At 41.1% G+C, this 392-nt stretch carries 1 protein-coding gene; it reads left to right on the top strand.

Going from position 1 to position 392, the window contains the following annotated elements:
* Positions 1-267, top strand: a 267-nt coding sequence (locus tag D7Y13_RS46730) for a hypothetical protein (RefSeq protein WP_158626274.1), incomplete at its 5' end; no start/stop codon positions are given.
* Positions 268-392 lie beyond the last annotated feature (125 nt).

Raw genomic sequence — 392 nt, 5'->3', positions numbered from 1 at the left:
CAATGTAATAGTTACAGTTCCATAGCCAACACTCTGCGCAATGTATTCAAAATTGTAGCCAGCACGGATGGGAAGGCTGAGGGGCACTCCTGGGATACCCAAGGAAATAAGCACGCTAGTGTTGTTGGTCAAGATAACGGTGTCTTGGGGAGCTACAAAAACTTCCGTTTGGCTGAACGCCGCCTTGGCTGGGCTGCCTATGGCATCGACGCTGATGTTGTGGGTGATGGCAAAGCCATTTATGCAGAGCGCAAGGCTTATGCATAATGTTTGTAGTTTTTTAATCATAAAAATTAATTTGAATCTTTGTTAAACAATCGATAAAAATAGGAATTATTTTGATAAATAAAAAAGTTGTAGTTTTTAGGGTGATTTGTCAATGATCGGAAGGT

Source organism: Corallococcus praedator, assembly GCF_003612125.1.
Taxonomy (GTDB): Bacteria; Myxococcota; Myxococcia; order Myxococcales; family Myxococcaceae; genus Corallococcus; species Corallococcus praedator.
Note: the sequence above shows the minus strand (reverse complement) of the source record. Positions and strands in the feature narration are given on the sequence as shown.